General features: G+C 75.1%; 15 protein-coding genes. 13 read left to right on the forward strand and 2 right to left on the reverse strand.

Going from position 1 to position 21147, the window contains the following annotated elements:
• The first annotated feature begins 49 nt into the window (after nucleotides 1–49).
• From OO48_RS01420 to OO48_RS01430, 3 genes are all read left to right on the forward strand, one after another.
• Nucleotides 50–3322: an ATP-dependent helicase gene (locus tag OO48_RS01420; RefSeq protein ID WP_081951846.1), complete on the forward strand. Its 3273-nt coding sequence runs from the start codon at nucleotides 50–52 to the stop codon at nucleotides 3320–3322.
• A complete protein-coding gene (locus OO48_RS01425; protein ID WP_033211974.1) occupies nucleotides 3309–6500 on the forward strand; it encodes an ATP-dependent DNA helicase in 3192 nt (1063 codons plus the stop codon). Before OO48_RS01420 ends, OO48_RS01425 begins: the two co-directional genes overlap by 14 nt.
• Before the next feature lie 198 nt (nucleotides 6501–6698).
• Nucleotides 6699–7886 carry a PP2C family protein-serine/threonine phosphatase gene (locus OO48_RS01430; protein ID WP_051731601.1) on the forward strand — a complete coding sequence of 396 codons (1188 nt, stop codon included), beginning with the start codon at nucleotides 6699–6701 and terminating at the stop codon, nucleotides 7884–7886.
• A 6-nt stretch (nucleotides 7887–7892) separates the two neighbouring features.
• Here OO48_RS01430 and OO48_RS01435 read toward each other — a convergent pair whose 3' ends face one another.
• Entirely contained in the window at nucleotides 7893–8801 is a 909-nt protein-coding gene (locus OO48_RS01435) for an endonuclease/exonuclease/phosphatase family protein (protein ID WP_051731602.1), read from the reverse strand.
• A 77-nt stretch (nucleotides 8802–8878) separates the two neighbouring features.
• Here OO48_RS01435 and OO48_RS01440 point away from each other — a divergent pair, with 77 nt between their 5' ends.
• The 6 genes from OO48_RS01440 to OO48_RS01465 all read left to right on the forward strand — a co-directional run bounded on the left by OO48_RS01440 (nucleotide 8879) and on the right by OO48_RS01465 (nucleotide 16566).
• The gene (locus OO48_RS01440) at nucleotides 8879–9493 is read left to right on the forward strand and encodes a PadR family transcriptional regulator (protein WP_033211976.1); all 615 of its coding nucleotides are present in this window, start codon (nucleotides 8879–8881) and stop codon (nucleotides 9491–9493) included.
• Between the two features lie 16 nt (nucleotides 9494–9509).
• Nucleotides 9510–10274: an ABC transporter ATP-binding protein gene (locus OO48_RS01445; RefSeq protein ID WP_033211978.1), complete on the forward strand. Its 765-nt coding sequence runs from the start codon at nucleotides 9510–9512 to the stop codon at nucleotides 10272–10274.
• Nucleotides 10271–13099, forward strand: coding sequence for an FtsX-like permease family protein (locus OO48_RS01450; RefSeq protein WP_033211980.1), 2829 nt, complete (start codon nucleotides 10271–10273; stop codon nucleotides 13097–13099). The genes OO48_RS01445 and OO48_RS01450 overlap by 4 nt, the downstream gene beginning before the upstream one ends.
• Before the next feature lie 77 nt (nucleotides 13100–13176).
• Nucleotides 13177–14574, forward strand: coding sequence for a dipeptidase (locus OO48_RS01455; protein WP_033211982.1), 1398 nt, complete (start codon nucleotides 13177–13179; stop codon nucleotides 14572–14574).
• Nucleotides 14575–14608: 34 nt separating this feature from the next.
• The gene (nudC, locus tag OO48_RS01460; protein WP_033211983.1) at nucleotides 14609–15550 is read left to right on the forward strand and encodes an NAD(+) diphosphatase; all 942 of its coding nucleotides are present in this window, start codon (nucleotides 14609–14611) and stop codon (nucleotides 15548–15550) included.
• Nucleotides 15551–15774: 224 nt separating this feature from the next.
• Entirely contained in the window at nucleotides 15775–16566 is a 792-nt protein-coding gene (locus OO48_RS01465; protein ID WP_033211986.1) for a GntR family transcriptional regulator, read from the forward strand.
• A 129-nt stretch (nucleotides 16567–16695) separates the two neighbouring features.
• On the opposite strand, the gene OO48_RS01470 is transcribed toward OO48_RS01465, so the two are convergent.
• Complete coding sequence (locus OO48_RS01470) at nucleotides 16696–16947, reverse strand: mycoredoxin (RefSeq protein WP_033211988.1); 252 nt, start codon at nucleotides 16945–16947, stop codon at nucleotides 16696–16698.
• Between the two features lie 168 nt (nucleotides 16948–17115).
• On the opposite strand from OO48_RS01470, the gene OO48_RS01475 reads away from it, so the two are divergent.
• The 4 genes from OO48_RS01475 to OO48_RS40925 all read left to right on the forward strand — a co-directional run bounded on the left by OO48_RS01475 (nucleotide 17116) and on the right by OO48_RS40925 (nucleotide 20930).
• A complete protein-coding gene (locus OO48_RS01475) occupies nucleotides 17116–19404 on the forward strand; it encodes an ATP-dependent DNA helicase UvrD2 (RefSeq protein ID WP_033211990.1) in 2289 nt (762 codons plus the stop codon).
• Nucleotides 19405–19563: 159 nt separating this feature from the next.
• Nucleotides 19564–19980 (forward strand): hypothetical protein, encoded by a 417-nt coding sequence (locus tag OO48_RS01480; protein WP_033211992.1) that lies wholly within the window; start codon nucleotides 19564–19566, stop codon nucleotides 19978–19980.
• 171 nt (nucleotides 19981–20151) lie between these two features.
• Entirely contained in the window at nucleotides 20152–20520 is a 369-nt protein-coding gene (locus tag OO48_RS01485; RefSeq protein WP_081951847.1) for a WhiB family transcriptional regulator, read from the forward strand.
• 11 nt (nucleotides 20521–20531) lie between these two features.
• Nucleotides 20532–20930 (forward strand): hypothetical protein, encoded by a 399-nt coding sequence (locus OO48_RS40925; RefSeq protein ID WP_342449621.1) that lies wholly within the window; start codon nucleotides 20532–20534, stop codon nucleotides 20928–20930.
• Nucleotides 20931–21147: the final 217 nt, after the last annotated feature.

Raw genomic sequence — 21147 nt, forward strand, 5'->3', positions numbered from 1 at the left:
CGAGCCACCCGCGGCCCGCCACCGAACCGCCGTACGACCCTGGACCGCAGTGACCTCACCGTTCCGCCTGGTGCGCAGCCCCCTCGCCCAGCCCGACCCGCCCCAGCTGGACGAGTTCCAGCAGGCGGTCGTCGAGCACGCCGCGGGGCCGCTGCTGGTGCTCGCGGGCCCCGGGACGGGCAAGACCACCACCCTGGTCGAGGCGGTCGCCCGGCGGGTCGCCGACGGCACCGCGCCCGAACGCGTCCTGGTGCTGACCTTCAGCCGCAAGGCCGCGATGGAGCTGCGCGACCGGATGACCGCCCGGATCGGCGCCACCGCCCCGCAGGCCACCACCTTCCACTCGTTCTGCTACGCCCTGCTGCGCGCCCACCAGCCGGCCGAGGAGTACGCCGAGCCGCTGCGCCTGCTGTCCGGACCGGAGCAGGACGTGATGGTCCGCGAACTGCTCGCGGGCGGCGCCGAGGACGCCAAGGCGGGCACCGCCACCATCCGCTGGCCGCTGGACCTGCGGGCCTGCCTGACCACCCGCGGCTTCGCCGACGAGGTGCGCGCCGTGCTCGCCCGCAGCCGCGAGCTCGGCCTGGGCGAGGAGGAGCTGGAGCGCTTCGCGCAGGGCGTCGAGCGCCCCGACTGGGCCGCCGCCGCGCACTTCCTGGCCGAGTACCTGGACGTGCTGGACCTGCGCGGCGTCCTCGACTACGCCGAGCTCGTCCACCGCGCCGTGCTGCTCGCCGGGCGGACGGACGTCCGGGCCGAACTGCGCGGGCGCTACGACGCGGTCTTCGTCGACGAGTACCAGGACACCGACCCGGCGCAGGTCCGGCTGCTGCGGCACCTGGCCGGCGACGGGCGGGACCTGGTCGCCGTCGGCGACCCCGACCAGTCGATCTACGCCTTCCGCGGCGCCGACGTGAACGGCATCCTGGAGTTCCCCGACGCCTTCCGGCGCGCCGACGGCCGGCCCGCCGAGGTCAGGGTGCTGCGCCGGTCCCGGCGCTCCGGCGCGGTGCTGCTGGCCGCCTCCCGCGAGCTGGCCCGCCGGATGCCGATGGGCCGGCTGCCCGCCGACAAGCTCGCCGCGCACCGCGCCCTGCTGCCCACCCGCGAGGGCGGCGCCGTCGAGGTGTACACCTACCCGACGCCCGGCGCCGAACTCGACTCGGTCGCCGACCTGCTGCGCCGCGCCCACCTGGAGGACGGCGTCCCCTGGGGCGAGATGGCGGTGCTGGTCCGGGCCGGCTCCCGGACCATACCGGCGGTGCGCCGCGCGCTGGCCGCCGCCGGCGTCCCGCTGGAGATCGACGGCGACGACCTGCCGCTGCGCGAGGAGAGCGCCGTCGTCCCGCTGCTGCTCGCCCTGCGGGTGTGCGCCGAGGGGGAGGGCGCGCTCACCGCCGACCTCGCGCACACCCTGCTCACCGGCCCGCTCGCCGCCCTCGACGGCTCCGACCTGCGCCGCCTGGGCCGCGCCCTGCGCGAGGAGGAGCGCCGGGCGCTGGCCGCCGACGGCGCGCCCGGCGTGGTCCGCCCCGCCGAGGAGCTGATCCGGGAGGCCCTGGAGCAGCCCGAACTGCTCGCCCTGCTGGACGCCCCGCACGCCCGCCGGGCCTACGAGCTCGGCGTGCTGCTGCGCAAGGTCCGCGAACTGCTGGCCGGCGGCGCCGGCGGCGAGGACGCGCTGTGGGAGCTGTGGGACGGCTCCCGGCGCTGGCGCGAGCGCCTGGAGCGGGCCGCCCTGCGCGGCGGCCCCGCCGGGCGCAACGCCGACCGGGACCTGGACGCGCTGTGCGCCCTGTTCGAGACCGCCGCCCGCGCCGAGGAGCGGGTCAGCGGCCACCGCGGCGCGCTCGACCTGCTCGCCGAGATCGAGGCCCAGGACATCGCCGCCGACACCCTGCACGTGCGCGCCGTGCGCCCGGACGCCGTCCGGCTGATGACCGCGCACCGCTCCAAGGGCCTGGAGTGGCGCCTGGTCGTCGTGGCCGGCGTCCAGGAGGGCCTCTGGCCCGACCTGCGCCGCCGCGGCTCGCTGCTGGAGGCCGACCGGATCGGCCGCGACGGCCTCGCCGAACCGCTCTCGCCGGCCGCGCTGCTCGCCGAGGAGCGCCGGCTGTTCTACGTCGCCGCGACGCGTGCCAAGGACCGGCTGGTGGTCACCGCCGTCAAGGCCCCCGCCGAGGACGGCGACGAGCCCTCCCGCTTCCTGCGCGAGCTCTACCGCGAGACGCTCGACCCGCGCACCGGCAAGGTGCTGGAGCGCACCCCGCCGGTCAAGGTCGCCGAGGTCGCCTCCCGGCCGCGCCGCCCGCTGTCGGTGCCCGCGCTGGTCGCCGAGCTGCGCGCCGTCACCGTCGACCCGGCCCGCTCCCCGCAGCTGCGCCGGGCCGCCGCCGAACGCCTCGCCACCCTCGCCGCCGCCCTCGACGAGGACGGCCGCCCGCTCGTCCCCGCCGCCCACCCCGACCAGTGGTGGGGCCTGGACGACCCCACCGCCGCCCCGCAGCCGCTGCGCGAGCCCGAGCAGCCCGTCCGGCTCTCCGGCAGCGGCCTGGAGCAGCTGGAGTCCTGCACGCTGCAGTGGTTCCTGGAGAAGGACGTCAAGGCCGGCACCACCGCCTCCGCCGCCCAGGGCTTCGGCAACGTGGTGCACGCCCTCGCCGACGAGGTCGGCTCCGGCCGCACCCCCGCCGACCTGGCCGTCCTGATGGAGCGGCTGGACACCGTCTGGGACGCCCTCGCCTTCGACGCGCCGTGGAAGTCCGCCCAGGAGAAGACCGAGGCCCGCGCCGCCCTGGAGCGCTTCCTGCGCTGGCACGTGCTGGAGCGCGAGCGCACCACCGTCGCCACCGAGCACGGCTTCGACCTGACGCTGGACGTCGGCGGCGTCGCGGTGCGCATCCGCGGCTCGATGGACCGGGTGGAGACCGACGCCGCCGGGCGGGCGTACGTCGTCGACTTCAAGACCGGCAAGCAGGTCCCGAGCGACAAGTCGCTGCCCGAGCACCGCCAGCTCGCCGTCTACCAGCTGGCGGTCGGCCGCGGCGCGCTCGACCCGCTGCCCGGCTTCGAGGGCGGTGCCACCCCCGGCGGGGCCGAGCTGGTGCACCTGCGCGAGCCGGACAAGAAGGACCCGGAAGCGCCCAAGGTGCAGCGGCAGCTGCCCGAGGAGAGCACCCCCTGGATCGAGGACCTGCTGGTGGAGACCGCCGGGAAGGTGCTCGCCGAGAAGTTCACCCCCACCCCGGGCGAGCGCTGCGGCCGCTGCGCCTTCCGCGGCAGCTGCTCCGCGCAGCGGGACGGGCGGCATGTCGTCGACTGAGCCGCTCAGGCACCCGGCCCAGCTCCGCGAACTGCTCGGGATCCCGTTCAACGACGAGCAGTTGGCGGCCATCGGCGCGCCCATGGAACCCGGCGTGATCGTGGCCGGCGCGGGCTCCGGCAAGACCACCGTGATGGCCGCCCGGGTGGTCTGGCTGGTCGGCTCCGGCGCGGTGCGCCCCGAGCAGGTGCTCGGCCTGACCTTCACCAACAAGGCGGCCGGCGAGCTCTCCGAGCGCGTCCGCGCCGCCCTGCTGCGGGCCGGCGTCCGCGAGGAGGACGACGAGGACGCCCTCGGCGAACCGCAGATCTCCACCTACCACGCCTTCGCCGGGACGCTGCTCAAGGAGCACGGCCTGCGCCTGGGCATCGAACCCGACGTCCGGCTGCTCGCCGACGCCACCCGCTTCCAGCTCGCCGCCCGGGTGCTGCGCCAGGCCCGCGGCCCCTTCCCGGCGCTCACCGGCACCTTCTCCGCGCTGGTCGCCGAGATCATCGCGCTGGACTCCGAACTGGCCGAGCACCTGGTGGAGCCCGAGCGGCTGCGCGCGTACGACGAGGCACTGCTCGACCGGCTGGCCGGCGTCAAACTCACCAACGAGGACCTGCGGGCCGTCCCGAAGGCCGCCCGCGGCCGGCAGGAGCTGCTGCGCCTGGTCGAGGACTACCGGGCCCGCAAGCAGCAGCTCGGCCTGCTCGACTTCGGCGACCAGATCGCCGCCTCCGCCCGGCTCGCCCAACAGCGCCCCGAGGTCGGCCGGCTGCTGCGCGAGCAGTACCGGGTGGTGCTGCTGGACGAGTACCAGGACACCTCCGTCGCCCAGCGCCTCATGCTGGCGGGCCTGTTCGGCGGCGAGGCCGGCGCCGGGCACCCCGTCACCGCGGTCGGCGACCCCTGCCAGGCGATCTACGGCTGGCGCGGCGCCTCGGTCGCCAACCTGGACGACTTCCCCCGCCACTTCCCGCGCGCCGACGGCAGCGCGGCGCACCGCTTCGCGCTCAGCGAGAACCGCCGCAGCGGCGGTCGGCTGCTCGACTTCGCCAACCGGCTCGCCGCCCCGCTGCGCGCCATGCACGAGGGCGTGGAGGCGCTGCGGGCCGCCCCCGGCGCCGAACTCGACGGCTACGCCCGGGTCGCGCTGCTGCCCACCCACGCCGAGGAGGTCGACTGGCTGGCCGACTCGATCGCCCACCTGGTGCGCACCGGCACCGCGCCCGGCCGGATCGCCGTGCTCTGCCGGGCCGGCAGCTCCTTCCCCGACATCCACGCCGCGCTGGTCGCCCGGAAGGTCCCGGTCGAGGTGGTCGGCCTCGGCGGGCTGCTCCAACTCCCCGAGGTGGCCGACCTGGTGGCGGTCTGCGAGGTGCTCCAGGACCCGACCGCGAACGCCGCCCTGGTCCGGCTGCTGATCGGCCCGCGCTGGCGCACCGGCCCGCGCGACCTGGCGCTGCTCGGCCGCCGCGCCGCCGAACTCGTCCGCACCGCCCGCCCCGGCGAGCAGGACGCGCTGGCCGCCGCCGTCGCCGAGACCGACCCGACCGAGGTGGTCTCGCTGGCCGACGCGCTGGAGACCTTCGTGGACGCCGAGCAGCCCGACGACCTGCCGTTCTCGCCCGAGGCCCGGGTCCGCTTCGCCCGCTTCGCCCGGGAGATCCGCGAGCTGCGCCGGGCGCTGGCCGAACCGCTGATGGACGTCCTGCACCGGGTGCTGACCGTCACCGGCCTGGAGGTCGAGCTCTCCGCCTCCCCGCTGGCGCTGGCCGCCCGCCGCCGCGAGACGCTGCACTCCTTCCTGGACATCGCCGCCTCCTTCGCCGACCTGGACGGCGACCCCGGGCTGGCCGCCTTCCTGGCCTTCCTGCGGGCCGCCCAGGAGTACGAACGCGGCCTGGACGCCGGGCTGCCCGGCGGCGAGGACACCGTCAAGGTGCTCACCGCGCACAAGTCCAAGGGCCTGGAGTGGGACGTGGTCGCCGTCCCCGGCCTGGTCAAGGGCGGCTTCCCGTCCGGCCAGGGGCGCGAGCGCTGGACCTCCACCCGCAAGGTGCTGCCGCACGCCCTGCGCGGTGACGCCGCCACGCTGCCCGCCGACCCGGACTGGACCGCCAAGGGCATGGGCCTGTTCAAGAAGGAGACGGCGCACCACGGCGAGGTCGAGGAACTCCGGCTCGGCTACGTCGCGTTCACCCGGCCGCGCTCGCTGCTGCTGGCCTCCGGGCACTGGTGGGGGCCGACCCAGAAGCGCCGGCGCGGGCCGTCGGAGTTCCTGCTGCAACTGCGCGGGCACTGCGAGCGGCCCGGCACCGGCGAGGTCGAGCACTGGGCCGAGGAGCCCGCGGCGGACGCGGAGAACCCGGCGTTCGACGTCTCGGTGGAGACCCCCTGGCCGCTGCCGCTCGACCCGGCCGCGCAGCATGCCCGCCGCCGGGTCGCCCGGGTGGTGCGGCACCGGCTGGCCGGCGCCCCCGCCGCCGGGCCCGAGCCGATGGGCGTCGAGGACCAGCGGCTGCTGGCCTCCTGGGACCGCGACCTGACCGCGCTGCTCGGCGAGTTGGAACGCTCCCGGCGCACCACCCGGGACGTCGCGCTGCCCGCCTCGCTGTCCGCCTCCCAGCTGATGCGGCTGGCCGCCGACCCGGACGGCTTCGCCCGCGACCTGGCCCGCCCGATGCCCCGCCCGCCCGCGCCCGCCGCCCGCCGCGGCACCCGCTTCCACGCCTGGGTGCAGTCCCGCTACGACCAGCCGCTGCTGCTCGGCCCCGACGCGCTGCCCGGCCTGGAGGCCGAGGAGATCGAGGACGAGCGCGACCTGGAACGGCTCAAGGAGGCCTTCCTGCGCGGTCCCTACGCCCGCCGCACCCCGCACCGGGTCGAGGCGCCCTTCCAGCTGGTGCTCGCGGGGCGGGTGGTGCGCGGCCGGATCGACGCGGTCTACCGGGACGCCGACGGTGGCGCAGGGTCACCGCGCTACGAGGTGGTCGACTGGAAGACCGGCCGGGAGGAGAGCGGCGACCCGCTGCAACTCGCCATCTACCGGCTGGCCTGGGCCGAGCAGGCCGGCGTCCCGCCGGAGCGGGTCGCCGCCTCGTTCTGCTACGTGCGCTCCGGCCGGGTCGAGACTCCGTCAGGACTCCCCGGCCGAAAAGAGTTGAGCGATCTTCTGATCGGGAATAGGTAGAAAAGAGTCACTCAGAGCATCCAACCCGTCACGAGATCACGCGAAACCTGTGCGCCCTGCACGTTTCGCGCCTATTGTGGGGTCGGTAACCGGTCATCCCTCGTACTCCGGCCGCCGTCAGGGCTCCCGACCCCCTGACCTCCCGTCAGACCCGCAGGTGCCGAGCAGCACCCGCACCTTCCGCTGGAGAGACCGACGTTGAGCGCGACCGGATGGATCAGGGACGTCCTCCACGGCCCCACCCCAGGCCCGGTACCGGGCACCGTCACCGGCACCTGGCCCAAGACCTCGCACGCCCTGCCGCTGATCGGCATGGCGCTGATCCTCTCCCTCGACCTGCTGACCGACAGCCAGGTCACCGTCGAACCCGCCCTGACCGCCGTCCCCGCCCTCGCCGCCGTGGTCTCCCGCCGGACCTGGTACCCGCTGCTGACCGGGGCCCTCGCCGAGGTCAGCGCCTTCGGCATGGCCTGGTACCACGACATCCTCGGCCAGTCCGTGCACACCGCCACGGTCGCCGCCATCGTCATCATCGCCGCCATCGGCCACCTCAGCGCCAACCTCCGTCTGCGCCAGGAACTCGCCCTGGCCGAGGCCCAGTTGGTCGCCGAGATCGCCCGCCGGGTGCTGCTGCGCTCCGTCCCCGAACGGGTCGGGCCGGTCCGCGCCGCCGTCCGCTACGCCGCCGCCGCGGCCCACGCCTCCATCGGCGGCGACCTCTACGAGGTCGTCAACACCCGGCACGGCGTGCGCGCCGTGATGGGCGACGTCCGCGGCAAGGGCCTCGCCGCGGTCGAGACCGCCGCCGCCGTGCTCGGCGCGTTCCGCGAGGCCGCGCACCAGGAGGCCGCCCTCGACCGGGTCGCCGGCTGGCTCGCCGTCAGCCTCGACCGGGCCCTGCACGAGAACGACCATCCCGGCGTCGAGGAGGAGTTCGTCACCCTGGTGCTGATCGGCGTCCGCCCCGACGGCGTCCTGGAGATCGCCAACTGCGGCCACCCCTCGCCCGTCCTGCTCCGCGGCGAGGACGCGCCGCGGCTGCTCGCCGCCGAGGAGACCGTCCCCCCGCTGGGCGTCCTCGACCCCGCCGACGTGTGCCCCCCGCTCCGGCTCCTGGAGGCCGAGCCCGGCGACCGCATCCTGCTCTACACCGACGGCGTCATCGAGGCCCGCGACCACCGCGGCGCGTTCTACCCCCTCACCGACCGCCTCCCGCTGCTCGCCGACGGCGGCCCGGTCGAAGTCCTGCAGCGCCTCCACGACGACGTCGTCCGCCACGTCGGCCACAAGCTCGGCGACGACGCGGCGATGCTCCTGCTCCAGTTCGACCCGGTCGTGCTGCCGGCGCAGGGCGAGTGCCCGGAGGGCCGGGAGGCGCGGATCTAGGGGGCGTCACACCTCGATGTCCACGACCAGCGGCCGGTGGTCCGACACCCCCGTGCGCGGGGCCGAGACCGAGCCGACGCTGCTGCGGGGGACGCCGATGCCCAGGATGTGGTCGAACTGGACGGTCGGGCGGTGCGCGGGGTAGGTCGGCGTGCGGGCGAGGTCGTACCAGCCCTGGAGCCGGGTGCGCCGGGCGGTGCGGACGCGTTCGCGCCGCGCGGTGCGCTGGATCGCGTGCGCCGAGCCGAGCACGGTGCGCGGCACCGCGCCGATCAGGTTGAAGTCGCCCAGCACCAGGTAGGGCTGCGGCAGGTCGGCGATCCAGCGCCGGATCGCGGCGAGCTGCCCGACGTTCCACCCCGGCACGAAGGACAGGTGCGCGGCCACCACCGTGAACTCCCCGCCCGGCCCGGCCAGCACCGCGGCGAGCGCCGCCCGCGGCTCGTCCGGGACGGGCGTCAGCCCGCGCCGCCCGGCCACCCGCAGCGGGAGGCCGAAGGGCGCGGGCGCGAACCGGCGGGCCCGCCAGTGCAGCACGGGCAGCCGGGTGAGCAGCGCGGTGCCGTACGAGGGCCGGGACTCGTCGTCCGGGTCGCCGGGTCCGTAGACGGCCAGGCCGGGCCGGTCCGGGTCGGTGATCCAGCCCGCGCCGGGCGCCGGGACGCCGTGCACCGCGGCGGCGAAGCGCCAGTCGGCGGCGCCCATGGCCTTCGCGGCGACGGCCGCCTGGTCGGTGCGGCCGGAGCGCCCCTGGTGGCGGTCGACCTCCTGGAGGGCGAGCACGTCGGCGTCGAGGGAGGCGACGGCGTCGGCCAGCGGGGCGCCGGGCTCGCCGGGGTAGGGCGTGGGGCTCCCGTCGGGGGCGAGCGGTTGGCCGTGCAGCAGGTTGTACGTGGCGATCCGCAGTGTGGTCACGCCGTCGACCGTACCGGGCCGGGGTGAACGCGGCGGCGGCTTGAGCGGAGGGGCCATACCGGGTATACATACTCGGTATGTCGATCCGTCACGGCCTGCTCGCCCTGCTCGACCAGGGTCCGCGCTACGGCTACCAGCTGAGATCCGAGTTCGAGGCCAGGACGGGGGCGACCTGGCCGCTGAACGTCGGCCAGGTCTACACCACGCTGGGCCGCCTGGAGCGCGACGGGCTGGTGGAGGCCGCCGGCGAGGACGACGAGGGCCACCAGTTCTACGCGGTCACCGACGAGGGACGCGCCGAACTGCGCCGCTGGTTCGACACCCCGGTGCCGCGCACCAACCCGCCGCGCGACGAGCTGGCGATCAAGCTGGCGATGGCGGTGACCATCCCGGGCGTGGACGTGGCCGCGGTGGTGCACGGCCAGCGCCGGCACAGCATGCAGGCGCTCCAGGACTACACCCGGCTCAAGGGCCGGGCCCTGGCCGCCGACAGCGGCTCCGGCGGCGACCTGGCCTGGCTGCTGGTGCTGGAACAGCTGATCTTCCAGACCGAGGCGGAGATCCGCTGGCTGGACCACTGCGAGTCCCGGCTCGCCCAGCACGCCGAACGCACCGCCGCGGAGCCGCCCGCACCCGCCGCCGCGCCGCCCGCCCGGCGCGCCGCCAAGAGCCGCGACCGCGGCCGCACCTGAACCTCCTGGGGGAGCGATGACCGAACAACTCAAGCCGGCCGAGCCCGTCCTGCACCTCGACCGGGTGAGCCGCACGCACGGCCACGGCGCCGCCGAGGTGCACGCGCTGCGCGCCGTCGACCTGCGGGTCTACCCCGGCGAACTGGTCGCCGTGATGGGGCCCTCCGGCTCCGGCAAGTCCACCCTGCTGACCCTGGCGGGCGGCCTGGACAGCCCCACTGACGGCCGGGTGGTCGTCGAGGGCACCGTCCTGGGCGAGCTGGACCGCAAGAAGCTGGCCGCTGTCCGCCGCCGCTCGGTGGGCTACGTCTTCCAGGACTACAACCTGATACCCGCGCTCACCGCCGCCGAGAACATCGCGCTGCCCCGCGAACTGGACGGCGTCTCCGCCCGCGCCGCCCGCCGCGAGGCGCTCGCCGCGCTGGAGGAACTGAACATCGCCGAGCTCGCCGACCGCTTCCCCGACGACATGTCCGGCGGCCAGCAGCAGCGCGTCGCCATCGCCCGCGCCCTGATCGGCGACCGCCGCCTGGTGCTCGCCGACGAGCCCACCGGCGCCCTGGACTCCACCACCGGCGAGTCCGTGCTCGCCGTGCTGCGCGCCCGCTGCGACGCCGGCGCCGCCGCCATGATGGTCACCCACGAGGCCCGGCACGCCGCCTGGGCGGACCGGGTGGTGTTCCTGCGCGACGGCCTGCTGGTCGACGAGACCGCCCGGCAGGACGCCGGCAGCCTGCTCGTCACCGCCGCCGCCAACGCGCGGAAGGACGGGCAGCCGTGAAGCCGAGCGCCTGGCGCGCCGCCCTGCGGATCGCCCGCCGCGACGCCGTCCGCGCCAAGGGCCGCAGCGCCCTCGTCCTGGCGATGATCGCCCTGCCGGTGCTCGGCGTGGCCGGCGTGGACGTGATCGCCCGCAGCACCCAGCTGGACCCGGCCGAGCAGGCCGCCCGGGCGATGGGCACCGCCCAGGCGTCCGTCACCGTGTCGACGCCCGGCGGCACCGTCCTGCAGAGCCCGGACGGCGAGAAGACCACCAGCAAGGTGCCGGAGAAGGACCAGCCGAGGACGCCCGCGCAGCAGCGCAGCGCCTCGACCGACCCCGCGCAGCTGCTCACCGAACTGCTGCCCGGCGCCGTGCTGGTCCCGACCGGGCAGGAGAAGAGCGCCTCGGCCACCACCGCGGAGGGCCGGATGACGGTCAGCGTCGAGGAGGCCGACCTGACCGACCCGGTGTGGCGCGGCAGGCTCGACGTGGTCGACGGCACCGCCCCCACCCAGCCCGACCAGGTCGCCGCCACCCGGAGCTTCCTGGACCGCTCCGGCCTGCGGATCGGCGACCGCACCGCCCTCCGCGGCCTGCCCGCCCGGCCCTACACCATCACCGCCGTCGCCGAGGACCCCGGACGCCTCGACGCGAACGCGCTGTACGGCCGCCCCGGAGCGGTGGTCGAACCGCTGACCCGGACCGACCCGGAGTCCGCCGACAGCGGACCGCAGAACTCCACGACCTGGCTGGTCAAGTTGCCCGCCGCGGGGCAGGTCGACTGGCCGAAGGTGAAGGAGCTCAACGAGTACGGCTTCACGGTGACCTCCCGGGCCGTCCTGCTGCACCCGCCCGCCCGCGGCGAGGTGCCCTTCTACGCGGAGGAGGCCAAGTACTCCACCGGGTACGTGAACAAGAGCGTGCTGGCCCTCGCCGCGCTGGTGCCCGGCATGGCCCTGCTGGAGATCGTGCTGCTCGCCGGACCGGCCTTCGCGGTCGGCGCCCGCCGCTCGCGCCGCCAGCTCGGCCTGCTCGCGGCCGGCGGCGGCGACCGCTCGCACGTCCGGGCCGTGGTGCTGGCCGGCGGCGCGGTGCTCGGCACCGGCGGCGCCGTGCTCGGCCTGCTCGGCGGCGTCGGCCTGGTCACCCTGCTGCGCGGCCCCCTGGAGGAGTACGGCGGGCAGCGCTTCGGCCACCTCGACGTGCAGCCCCTCGACCTGCTCGCCGTCGCCCTGATCGGCCTGGTCACCGGCCTGCTCGCGGCCGTCGTCCCCGCCGTCCAGGCCTCCCGGCAGGACGTGGTCGAGGCGCTCACCGGCCGCGGCGGCAGCAAGCCCGCCAACCGGCTCGTCGCCGTCCTCGGCGCCGTGATGGTGGCCGGCGGCACCGGGCTGGCCCTGCTCTGCGCGGTCACCAACACCGCCCCCGTGCCCGGGCTGCTCGGCGGCTCGGTGATCGCCGAACTCGGCATGCTGCTGTGCACGCCGCTGCTGATCGGCCTGTTCGGACGGCTCGGCCGCCACCTGCCGCTCAGCCCGCGCCTGGCGCTGCGCGACTCGATGCGCAACCGCGGCCGCACCGCCCCCGCCGTGGCCGCCGTGATGGCCGCCGTGGCCGGAGCCGTCGCGGTCGGCATCTACGACGCCAGCAACGTCGAGAAGCAGCGCCAGGACTACCGGCCCGGCCTGCCGGCCGGAGCGGTCGCGCTGTTCCAGGGCGGCCGCTCGGACGCCGACCCGGCCGGCTTCGCCTCCCTGCGCGAGGCCGTCGAGAAGGACTTCGGCACCCTCGGCGAGCGCGCCGACGTGCTGAGCCCGACCGCCCTCCCCGGAGACTGCGGGACCAGCTACCGGTGCGGGTACGTCCAGGCGCTGAAGACACCGGACAAGCGCTGCCCGGCCGTCGACGCGACCACCGACGAGGAGCGCGAGCGGGCGTCGAGCGACCCCCGGTGCGCCTCCATGCGGAGCATGCCCACCGAGCTGAGCAGCATGTTCGGCGATGTCCTGGTCGGCGACCCGGCGCTGCTGCACAACCTGCTCGACGTGCGCGACCCGGCCGCCGACCAGGCGCTGGCCGCGGGCAAGGCCCTGGTGTTCCGCCCCGACCGGGTGACCGGCGGCAAGGTCACCCTACGGGCCGAGGAACAGCCCACCCGGGCCCAGACCGACGCGGGCGTCTACCGGGGCAGGACCCGGGACGTCGAACTGGACGCCGTGGAGGTGCGCTCGCCGCTCCCGTTCGCCACGGTCGTGATGAGCAGGGAGGCCGCGCAGCGGGCCGGGCTGGGCACCCGCGCCGAGGGATCGCTGTGGAAGTCCGCCGCGCAGCCCTCCGACGGCCGGGTCCAGAAGGCCAGCGCCCACCTGGGCAAGCTCGACGACACCGTCTACCTGGACGTCGAGCGGGGCTTCAAGGCCGAGCGGAGCGCCATGACGGTCGGCCTGACCGCCTTCGCCGCCCTGGTCGCCCTCGGCGCGGCCGGCATCGCCACCGGCCTGGCCGCCGCCGACTCCCAGCAGGACCTGGCCACGCTGGCCGCGGTCGGCGCCTCCGGCGGCATCCGGCGACGGCTGTCCGGCTTCCAGTGCGGGGTGATCGCCGCGATGGGATCGGTGCTCGGCCTGCTCTGCGGCGCCGTCCCGGCGGTCGCGCTGCGACTGCTGGAGGCCCGCAACGCGCAGGTCTGGATCGACGGCACGCCGATCGGCCACGAGGACGCCGTCATCGCCGTCCCGTGGGCCGACCTGGCCGCCCTGCTGATCGGCCTGCCGGTGGTGGCGGTCCTGCTGGCCGCGCTGCTCACCCGCTCCAGGGTCGGGCTGACCCGCCGGGCCGGCTGACCCGCGGCGGGTGACCGTGCTCACGGCCGGGGGAGGCCGTGGGCACGCACCCGTCCGGGCGAACTAAAGTCGTCCGTATGACGAAAACGCCGGACAGCGCCGTCCGCTCCTTCATCGACCGGCACGAGGACGCCTTCCTGGCCGACCTCTCCGACTGGCTGCGCATCCCCTCGGTCTCCGCCGACCCGGACCGGGCCGGCGAGGTCCGCCGCTCCGCCGAGTGGCTGGCCGACAGGCTGCGCGCGACCGGCTTCCCGGTCGCCGAGGTGTGGGAGACGGACGGGCTGCCCGCCGTGTTCGCCGAGTGGCCCTCCGGCGACGAGGGCGCGCCGACCGTGCTGGTCTACGGCCACCACGACGTGCAGCCCGCCGCCCGCGAGGACGGCTGGGACACCGACCCGTTCGAGCCCGCCGTGGTCGGCCGCCGGCTGTACGCGCGCGGCGCCGCCGACGACAAGGGCCAGGTCTTCTTCCACACCCTGGGCGTGCGCGCCCACCTCGCCGCCACCGGCCGCACCGCGCCCGCCGTCAACCTCAAGCTGCTGGTCGAGGGCGAGGAGGAGTCCGGCTCGCCGAACTTCGCCGCCCTGGTGCGCCGCGAGGCCGAGCGGCTGGCCGCCGACGTGGTGATCATCTCCGACACCGGCATGTGGTCCGAGACCACCCCGACCGTGTGCACCGGCATGCGCGGCCTGGCCGACTGCCAGATCGACCTGTACGGCCCGGACAGCGACATCCACTCCGGCTCCTTCGGCGGCGCCGTCCCCAACCCGGCCGCGGTGGCCGCCGAGCTCGCGGCCGGCCTGCACGACGCCGACCGGAAGGTCGCGGTGCCCGGCTTCTACGACGGCGTGGTCGAACTCACCGACGAGGAGCGGGCGCTCTTCGCCCGACTGCCCTTCGACGAGGAGCAGTGGCTGCGGGTCGCCAAGTCGCACGGCACCCGGGGCGAGGCCGGCTACACCACCCTGGAGCGGGTCTGGGCCCGGCCGACCGCCGAGGTCAACGGCGTCTGGGGCGGCTACACCGGCCCCGGCGGCAAGACCATCGTCCCCGCCGAGGCGCACCTGAAGCTGTCCTTCCGGCTGGTCGCGGGCCAGGAGGTGGAGAAGGTCCGGGAGTCGGTGGCCGCCTGGGTTTCCGAGCGGGTCCCGGAGGGCATCCGGTACGAGATCGCCTTCCCCGGCGCGACCCGCCCCTGCCTGACGCCGCTGGACCACCCCGCCCTCCGGTCCACCGTCCGGGCGATGGAGCGGGCCTTCGAACAGGAGGTCCTGTTCACCCGCGAGGGGGGCTCCGGCCCGGCCGCCGACCTGCAGGACGTCCTGGGGGCGCCCGTGCTGTTCCTCGGCATCTCGGTGCCCTCGGACGGCTGGCACTCGATCAACGAGAAGGTGGAGCTCGACCTGCTGCGCAAGGGCGTCGAGACCTCCGCCCACCTGTGGGAGGACCTCGGGGAGAACTTCCGGCGATGAACCCCCACGACTGCCGTACCGAACGCGAACGGGGATGGACGAGTTGAGCAGCGCACCCGACACCAAGCACCTGGCGCTGGCCCGCGCCGGAGTGGACCGGGCGGCGCACCGCCGACTGGACGAACCCTGGCTGGCCGCCGCCTGGAGCCACCCCACCACCCGGGTGCTGCCGATCGCCGGCGGCGAGGCCTTCGTGGTGGACACCGCCGACCGCAGCGAACTGGTGCTGCTGCCCTCCTTCGAGGCCCCGCAGACCGGCGACCGGTACTTCCTGGGCACCGACGAGGACGGCACCCACTACTTCGCGCTGGACTGCGAGTCGCTGCCCGGCCGGCTCGACGGCGACGCCCGCCCGGCCGGCCTGCGCGAGGTCGGCGGCACGCTCAGCGACCGGGACTCCGGGCTGCTGGTGCACGCCGTCGCCCTGGAGCACTGGCACCGGCTGCACTCCTTCTGCTCCCGCTGCGGCCACCCCACCGAGAAGGCCGGGGCCGGCCACCTGCGCCGCTGCACCTCCTGCGCGGCCGAGCACTACCCGCGCACCGACCCGGCGGTGATCATGCTGATCACCGACGCCGAGGACCGCTGCCTGCTGGGCCGCCAGGCGCTCTGGCCGGAGGGCCGCTGGTCCACGCTGGCCGGGTTCGTCGAGCCCGGCGAGTCCATCGAGCAGACGGTCGTCCGCGAGGTGCTGGAGGAGGCCGGCGTCCGGGTCGGCGAGGTCGAGTACGTGGCCAGCCAGCCCTGGCCGTTCCCGTCCAGCCTGATGCTCGGCTTCCTCGGCCGGGCCCTCCCCGACGGCACCGGGATCACCGTGGACGGCGAGGAGCTGTCCGAGGCCCGCTGGTTCACCCGGGAGGAGCTGCGGGCCGGAATGGCCGCCGGGGAGATCCTGCCGCCGTCCGGCATCTCGATCGCCAGGTACCTGGTCGAGCTCTGGTACGGCGAACCGCTGCCGGCGGCCGCCCGCTGGTGACGCGCACCGCCCGCCGGTGACGCGCACCGCCCGCGACCGGTGACGGGGGCGTGCGAATTCCTTCGCGCGCCCCCGTGGTGCGTCCACCGGACGGTGCGGGCGGGTCGGTCGGAAACGTTCCGGCGCCTCCGGGGCGTTCCGCCGGGGTTCCCCGGGTTCCGATCCGGGACGCGGTTGGCGGATTCCGCTGAAACCGCGCGAGCCCACTGGCTACATTCACTCGCGTGACGATCCACCACGGCTCCGCGCACCCGCCCAAGTACCAGCGACTCGCCGCCGACCTGCGCCGACGCATCGCGTCCGGCGAGTGGGCGGGCGGCGGTCGGCTCCCGGTCGAGACCGAGCTGGAGGAGCAGTACGGGGTGGCCCGCAACACCGTCCGGCTGGCGGTGGACGTCCTGGTCAACGAGGGCCGGGTGGTGCGCATCCAGGGCAAGGGCACCTTCCTGCGCGAGCCCTGCCGGCACGACCACCGGGTGCACGCCCGCCCGCCCGTCCGCCCCGCCCGCCGCGGGCCGCTCACCCCCAGCGGCGAGGTGTACGCCGCCGAGGCCGAGGCCGCCGGGCGGCAGCTCACCGTCGACTTCGAGGTGGCCGCCGTCCGGGCCCGCCGCGACATCGCCGCCTGGCTCGGGCTGCGCCCCGAGGACACCGTGATGATGCGCCGTCAGCTCTGCCGGGTCGACCAGGAGCCGTACGCCATCGAGGAGAGCCACTACCGGGCCGGGCTGGCGGCCGGTACCCCGCTGATGCAGGACCGGCCGGTGCCGGGCGGGGACGAGCGGATACTGGCGCAGCTCGGCCGGACCGAGACCACCGCCACCGACCACCTCACCGCCCGGATGCCCGACCCGTCCGAGGCCGCCTGGTTCGGGCTCGGCCCCGGGGTGCCGCTGCTGGTCAACACCCGGATCAGCAGCGACCGGCGCGGGCCGATCCGGGTGGTGGAGACCCGCTACGCCGCCGACCGGGCCCGGCTGCTCTACGAACTCGGCGACGGCGCGGCCGTCGGCTGACCGGCCCGAGTGGTGCATTCCGACCGGAACGCGGACGGGCCCGATCGGAAGCGGTCGATTCCGGCCGGTTCCGATCGGGCCCGGTCCGTTCGGGACGGGTCCGCTCGGGGCGGGTCCGCTCGGGACGGGTCAGGCCAGCGCGGCCTGGACCTGGCGCAGGCTCGGGTTGGTCATCACGCTCTGCTCGCCGGAGGCGGAGACCACCACGACCGTCGGCACCGTCTGGTTGCCGCCGTTCACCGACTCCACGTAGGACGCCGAGGCCGGGTCCTGCTCGATGTTGATCTCGCTGTAGGCGATGCCCTCGCGGTCCAACTGGCTCTTGAGGCGGTTGCAGTAGCCGCACCAGGTCGTGCTGTACATCGTGACGGTGCCGGACATGGCGAGGGACTCCTTCGGTCGACGGACGGTGGCCGGGCGGCCGCCCGGTGCAACGTCCGGCGGCCCGGGCCCATTCCGGAGCGGGTGGTGGTGCGACGATCCGATCATCACGGGCGGTCTGTGGACAAGCCCGTCCGAACTGTCCGGCCCGCCTGCGAGGATGGAGGCATGCAGGAAGACCTCCTCGGGTTCGACGACCCCCACGCGCAGTACGGCCACGCCCCCGTCGGAGCGGACGCGGTGCTGGCCGGGCTCGATCCCGAGCAGCGCGCCGTCGCCACCGCCCTGCACGGCCCGGTCTGCGTGCTGGCCGGTGCCGGCACCGGCAAGACCCGGGCCATCACCCACCGGATCGCCTACGGCGTGCGCAGCGGCGTCTACCACCCCGCGCAGGTGCTCGCCGTCACCTTCACCGCCCGCGCGGCCGGCGAGATGCGCGGCCGGCTGCGCCAGCTCGGGGCGGACGGCGTGCAGGCCCGCACCTTCCACTCCGCCGCGCTGCGCCAGCTCCAGTACTTCTGGCCGCGCGCCGTCGGCGGCGACTTCCCCCGGCTGCTGGAGCGCAAGGTGCAACTGGTCGCCGAGGCGGCCGGCCGCAGCGGCCTGCGCGTCCAGCGCACCGAACTGCGAGACCTGACGGCCGAGATCGAGTGGGCCAAGGTCACCCAGGTCGTCCCCGACGACTACCCGGCCGCCCTCGCCAAGTCCGGCCGCGAGGCCCCGCGCGACCCGGCGGAGACCGCCCGGGTCTACGCCGCCTACGACGACCTCAAGCGCCAGCGCGGCCTGATCGACTTCGAGGACGTGCTGCTGCTCACCGCCGCCATCCTGGAGGAGCGGCCGGAGGTCGCCGCCCAGGTCCGCGCCCAGTACCGGCACTTCACCGTCGACGAGTACCAGGACGTCTCCCCGCTCCAGCAGCGCCTGCTGGAGCAGTGGACGGGCGAGGACGGCGGCGCCAGCCTCTGCGTCGTGGGCGACGCCAGCCAGACCATCTACTCCTTCACCGGCGCCACCCCCGACCACCTGCTGAACTTCCGGCACCGGCACCCCGAGGCCACCGTGGTCAAGCTGGTCCGGGACTACCGCTCCACCCCGCAGGTGGTGCACCTGGCCAACGGGCTGCTCGCGCAGGCCCGGGGCCAGGCCGCCCAGCACCGGCTGGAGCTCGTCTCGCAGCGCGAGGCCGGCCCCGAGCCGGTCTACCGCGAGTACCAGGACGAGCCCACCGAGGCCGAGTCCACCGCCCGCCTGATCCGCGACCTGCTCGGCACCGGCGTCCGGGCCAGCGAGGTCGCCGTGCTGTTCCGCACCAACAGCCAGTCCGAGGTGTACGAGCAGGCCCTCGCCGACCTCGGCATCGCGTACCAGCTCAAGGGCGCCGAGCGGTTCTTCGAGCGCCCCGAGGTCCGCGAGGCCGGCGTCCTGCTCAAGGGCGCCGCCCGGGCCGCCGACGACCCGCTGACCTCCGGCGCGCCCGACCTCGCCGCCCAGGTCCGCGCCGTGCTCGCCACCCGCGGGTTCGCGGCCACCCCGCCGGCCGGCTCCGGCGCCGTCCGCGAGCGCTGGGAGTCGCTGAACGCGCTGGTGCGCCTCGCCGAGGAGTTCGAGGCCGCCCGCACCGCGGCCGGCGAGAGCGCCGACCTCGCCGCCTACGTCGCCGAGCTGGACGCGCGGGCCGCCGCCCAGCACGCCCCCGCCGTCGAGGGCGTCACGCTGGCCTCGCTGCACGCCGCCAAGGGCCTGGAGTGGGACGCGGTGTTCCTGGTCGGCCTGAGCGAGGGCACGCTGCCGATCATCTACGCCAAGACCGACGAGCAGATCGAGGAGGAGCGCCGGCTGCTGTACGTCGGCGTCACCCGGGCCCGCCGCTTCCTGACCCTCTCCTGGTCGCTCTCCCGCTCCCCGGGCGGCCGCGCCTCCCGCAAGCCCACCCGCTTCCTGGACGGGCTGCGGCCCGGCTCCTCCGCCCCCGGCGCGCGCACCCGGGGCGGGCGCGGGGGCGTCGAGCCGGGCGCGGAGCGCTCCGCCGCGCGCCGGGCGCGCGGCCCGGTCAAGTGCCGGGTGTGCGACCGCACCCTGACCGACGCCGTCGAACGCAAGCTCCGCCGCTGCGAGGGCTGCCCCTCCACGATGGACGAGGCGCTGTACGAGCGGCTGCGCGAGTGGCGCTCGGTCAAGGCCAAGGAGCAGGGCGCCCCGGCCTACGTGGTGTTCACCGACGCCACGCTGACCGCCATCGCGGAGGACGTGCCGGGCAGCCTCGCGGAGCTGTCCAGGATCTCCGGGGTCGGCGCCATGAAGCTGGACAAGTACGGCTCCGACGTGCTGTTGTTGTGTGCGGGGGAGAGTCCGGAGCCGGTGGGGGAGACCGAGCGGGAGCCGGAGGCCGCCCCGTCCGAGGGCGAGGCCGAGAACGGGGCCGAGAACTCACCTGAGAACTCGCCGGAAAAATAGTTTGCGCGCCGCGTGTACGGCGCAATAGCCTGCCGGAGCGGTCAAGGGGACGAGACCGCGAAGCTCGCAGAGGGCCTGTTTCTGCGTGCGCTGACCATCAACCAGATATCGGAGCCCGGGCGACCGGGAGCCGCGAGACGCCGAGAGGAGGCGAGTTCAGTGGAGACCAAGATGATCACCAAAGTGACCGAAATGACGACCACCCTCGCCATGCCCTCGCGCGTCAGCGCTTCGGGTCTGGGTCTCGGTACGGCCGGCGGCAACGCCGGAGCCCCGCTGTCCGCGCACTGCCTTGTCAGTGATCTCGGCAATGCTGTGGGCACCCGTGTCGAGGCAGGTCTCTCCCGTGACTGGGCGACGTTTGTCGACGGCATTTCGCTGTCCGACGAGCGACCGACCAAGGCATCGAAGGCAGTAGCGGCAGAAGCCCGCCATGGGCGCTATGCGGCCGTCATCGGTGCCGGAACCGACAAGCAGGACCAGCAGATCTCCCTGGCCGAGGTCGCCGTTCGCGGCGCCGAGGCCGGCCGGCAGCAGGCTTTCCGCGGGCCTGGACCCTGGAGCGAACGACCCTGACTGAGCCAGTCACGGGCGGTGCCTCCAGGGCCGCGGAAACCCAGTAACCGGGTTCCGCGGCCCTTCTGTTTTGTCCGGTACGCAAGACCTACCCAGGCCCCACGGGGCCTCCGGCCCGATCCGCACCGCGGAACGGCCGGATCCACATCGAAGACGAGGAAGACGCCCACAGTGTCCACGGTCATCACACCGCCGCCCCTCCCGTCCGTACCGACCGACAAGACCGTCAAGGCCAAGCAGGCCGACCCCCCGGAGGTAACACTCATGCAGCTCACCGCCATCGACGAGGCTGACTCGCTCGGGCTCCCCATCCCGTGCCGGGCCTTCGACCCGGAGGTCTTCTTCGCGGAGACCCCGGCCGATGTCGAGTACGCCAAGTCCCTGTGTGGCACCTGCCCCGTGAAGGCCGCCTGTCTCACCGGCGCCATCGAGCGCCGCGAGCCGTGGGGCGTCTGGGGCGGCGAGCTCTTCGTCCAGGGCGTCGTCGTCGCCCGGAAGCGTCCGCGTGGCCGTCCGCGCAAGACCGAGGTCATGGCGTGAACCCCGCGGCCATGACCAACCGCAGCGGCACCGGAGCCGTCCGCAGGGGAGAGCAGCCCCCGCTGGACACCGCTCTGCGCCACTCGGTACGCATCGCGGCCGCCAAGGCCGACGCAGAACTGACCCGTCCCTTCCCGACCACGCACCACGAGCAGGACCACCACATGAACCCCGCCGGCATCGACCCGACCGTCCGCTCCGAGCAGACCACCGAACTCCAGATCCAGAACAGGACCCTCGAGATGAATCTCCTCCAAGAATCCCTGGCGCGCGCGCATATGCAGCAACGCCTCCACGAGGCCGAGGAGCAACGCCTCGGCCTGCGGGTCATGCGCGCGGCGCGGCTGCGCCGCAAGGCCGAACGTGCCTCCCTGCGCGCCCGCAAGGCCCTCGCCGTCGCCCTGATGTGACGGAAGCTCCACCCCAGCCGGTCGGCCGCGCGGCCCCGCCGGTGAGTCACCCTTGAACGCCGACGGCCGACTTCCCGCCCCCGGGCAGTCGGCCGTCGGCGTGTTTCCGGGGCTCCCGGCGTTGCCCCGGTACCCTCTGCCCCGTTCTGCCGGATTCATTCCACGAGCCCAATTCCGCGTGCCCGCACCACTGTTCGCCCCTCGAACAGGTCGTGCA

The organism is Kitasatospora phosalacinea (assembly GCF_000716545.1).
GTDB classification, from domain to species: Bacteria; Actinomycetota; Actinomycetes; order Streptomycetales; family Streptomycetaceae; genus Kitasatospora; species Kitasatospora phosalacinea.